Origin of the sequence: Aeromonas sp. HMWF014, assembly GCF_963878295.1 — a bacterium.
GTDB lineage: Bacteria > Pseudomonadota > Gammaproteobacteria > Enterobacterales > Aeromonadaceae > Aeromonas > Aeromonas popoffii.
Map to the genome: position 1 here is coordinate 1 of NZ_CAWNYS010000095.1, position 2,760 is coordinate 2,760.

At 61.1% G+C, this 2,760-nt stretch carries 2 protein-coding genes and 1 pseudogene; 1 reads left to right on the forward strand and 2 read right to left on the reverse strand.

The window, feature by feature from the left end; all coding sequences use genetic code 11:
• The coding region (locus tag AAC083_RS03725) for a putative PEP-binding protein (RefSeq protein WP_308810990.1) at positions 1-1,035 on the forward strand (1,035 nt) is incomplete at its 5' end.
• Positions 1,036-1,344: 309 nt separating this feature from the next.
• Here AAC083_RS03725 and AAC083_RS03730 read toward each other — a convergent pair.
• Together AAC083_RS03730 and asp are read right to left on the reverse strand one after the other, a co-directional pair.
• Complete coding sequence (locus AAC083_RS03730) at positions 1,345-1,806, reverse strand: serine protease chaperone (RefSeq protein ID WP_108535838.1); 462 nt, start codon at positions 1,804-1,806, stop codon at positions 1,345-1,347.
• A gap of 18 nt (positions 1,807-1,824) precedes the next feature.
• Positions 1,825-2,760, reverse strand: a pseudogene (gene asp, locus AAC083_RS03735) (serine protease Asp); the annotation flags it as partial.

The window sequence follows — 2,760 nt, forward strand, 5'->3', positions numbered from 1 at the left end:
ACCGTCTCCTGTGCGGAAGGGGATACCGGCTTCATCTATGATGGCGAACTCGATTTCGATGTGGCTGTGACTGAGGTGGGCAACATGCCACGTCTGCCCATCAAGATAATGATGAACGTCGGTAATCCGGACCGGGCGTTTGATTTTGCCCAGTTGCCCAATGCCGGTGTGGGCCTGGCGCGGCTCGAATTCATCATCAACCGCATGATTGGCGTGCACCCCAAGGCCTTGCTGGAGTTCGACCAGCAGAGCCCTGAACTGCAGGCCACCATCGCTAAGATGATCGCCGGTTACGACAGCCCGCGGGAGTTCTACGTCGCAAAGCTGACCGAGGGGATCGCCACCCTGGGCGCCGCCTTCTGGCCGGAGCGGGTCATAGTGCGGATGTCGGACTTCAAGTCCAACGAGTACGCTAATCTGGTGGGCGGTCGTGGCTACGAGCCCCACGAGGAGAACCCCATGATCGGTTTTCGTGGCGCGTCACGCTACATAGCCGACAGCTTCCGTCCCTGCTTTGCCCTCGAGTGCGAGGCAATCAAGCGGGTGCGCGATGTGATGGGGCTGACCAACGTCGAGGTGATGATCCCCTTTGTGCGCACCGTGGGCGAGGTGGAGCAGGTGATCGACATCCTGGCCGAGAACGGTCTGCGCCGTGGCGAGCGGGGGCTCAAGGTGATCATGATGTGCGAGATCCCGAGCAACGCCCTGCTGGCGGACAAGTTCCTCGAGCATGTGGACGGCTTCTCTATCGGTTCCAATGACATGACCCAGCTCACCCTTGGGCTGGACAGGGATTCCGGGCTGATTGCCCACCTGTTTGACGAGCGCGACGAGGCGGTCAAGGCGTTGCTGTCGATGGCTATCCAGGCTGCGCGCAAGGCGGGCAAGTATGTCGGCATCTGTGGCCAGGGCCCATCCGATCACCCGGATTTCGCCGCCTGGCTGGTCGAGCAAGGCATAGACTCTGTGTCCCTCAACCCGGATACAGTAGTCGATACCTGGCTCTATCTGGCTGAGCAGCACAAGGCTGGCTGAACCTCGTCGGTGCCAGCCTGAAAATAATAAAAATGGCGCCCCATATGGCTAATGCAAGTCAGTTAAGAGAGTTTGAGTCCCAACCTGCTAGGTATAAGGGCTAAAGAGTGAGGGAGGCATGATGCCTCCCTCTTTTTATTGGATGCCAGTCAGGGCAGAGGTTTCAGCCCAGTTGACGCCGCATAGCACAGCTCCTGTTATTCAAAATTTCGAATATTAAGTCATAAAAGTGCTTGACTGACTGGCATTAGGCCAGCGGCCCCCTCTGTGTTTGCAAGATATCTCGGGTCTGTCAGCGCAAGGGCTGGCTCACTTTGGCCGCTTCAGTGCGCCAGCCAGTTCGATCTGTACCCTGACCCCTTGCTGTCTGAGCTGGGTAGCGATGGCGTTCAGATCCTTACCGGGCTTGGCCTCCAGCAGGGCGATACCGCCGCTGCTCTGTTTGAACTGCAGGCCGTGGTGGCTCGCCAGCGCCTTGGCCCGATCGTCATCGGCCTCCACCAGCAGGGTGCCGCTGACGGTCAGCTCAGGGCTGGCGACCCCTTGTAACAGGACGTCGCCGCTGCGCAGGGGCTGCTGTGGCACCTTGCCATCCAGGCTGCGGGCGACCCGTTTCTTGCTGTCGTTATCCAGCGTCAGGTAGGTCTGACCATTCACCTCTATGGTGTTGTACTGCTTGCCATCGATCACCACCGACTCGTCGGCTGTTGCGTACAGGCAGACCGAGGCCAGCAGGCTTGCCAGGGTAAGGCTGAGTAAGCTGTGTTTCATGTTAAGACTCCTCTGTGATCAGGAACGGGCTGCATCGTGACCGAGTACCCGCAGGGACCAGTCGAGCAGTTGACCCGGTTGGCTGTTGTTGCGCTCGGTCAGGGTGCTGCGGGTGTTGGTTCTGAGATTGAGCAGCGAGACCTGGCGAGTGCCATTGGCCACGTCAGTCACTTCCAGGTGCCACTTGCCCTGAGCCGGCTCGCCGTAGAACTTGTGGGAGAGCATGCGCATATCACGCAGCCCCTTGGTGCGCACATACCCCAGCCGCTGCCGGTCGAGGGATTGTCCCACCAGGCTGTTATTGGGGTTGAGCAGCACGCTGCGGGTGCCGGATGGCGAGACCAGTTCGATCAGCAGATCGGGCAGCCGCTGGTGATCCAGGCTCACCATCACCTGCACGGCCTCGACCGTCAATGGTTGGTCGATCACGGTGCTGGAGCGGGTCGGGCTGCTGCCCACATCCGGGATGGCGCCAGCGACGCTATCCTCAACCGTCACCTTCTGCCACGGCAACTGCACCAGTGGCGGCAGCGGATCGTGGCTGGCGGCCTGGGCCAGGGTCTTGTTCACATCCACCAGGCCGAAACCATAGGTCGGGCTGAACCAGAGGCCAGCCGCGTTGCGCTCCCAGCCTTCCAGCGCCGTCACCTGGCGGCGCTGGCCGTCGGCGGCCGTGTAGCTTATCTGCACGGGCTCCTGATTGGCGTCGAGTCGGGTGGCGTTGCGGGCCAGCAGGTCGCGCAGGTCGCGCACCGACAGGTCCGGATAGGCGGACATCAGCAGCGCCATGGCACCAGTGGTGTTCGGGGTGGCCGAAGAGGTGCCGTTCATCACGCCGTTGTAGCCGCAGCTGGCATCGAGTTGCGGGTTGTTGTGCAGCCGGTTGGTGCTGGGATCGTCTACCCGGTTGTAACCCATGTCACATCCGGGCAGATCCGTGGTCACAATGGCGGG

What these genes read in the sequence shown, in the direction of transcription:
- AAC083_RS03730 (WP_108535838.1), bottom strand. Translation starts at nt 1,806, where the DNA reads ATGAAACACAGCTTACTCAGCCTTACCCTGGCAAGCCTGCTGGCCTCG.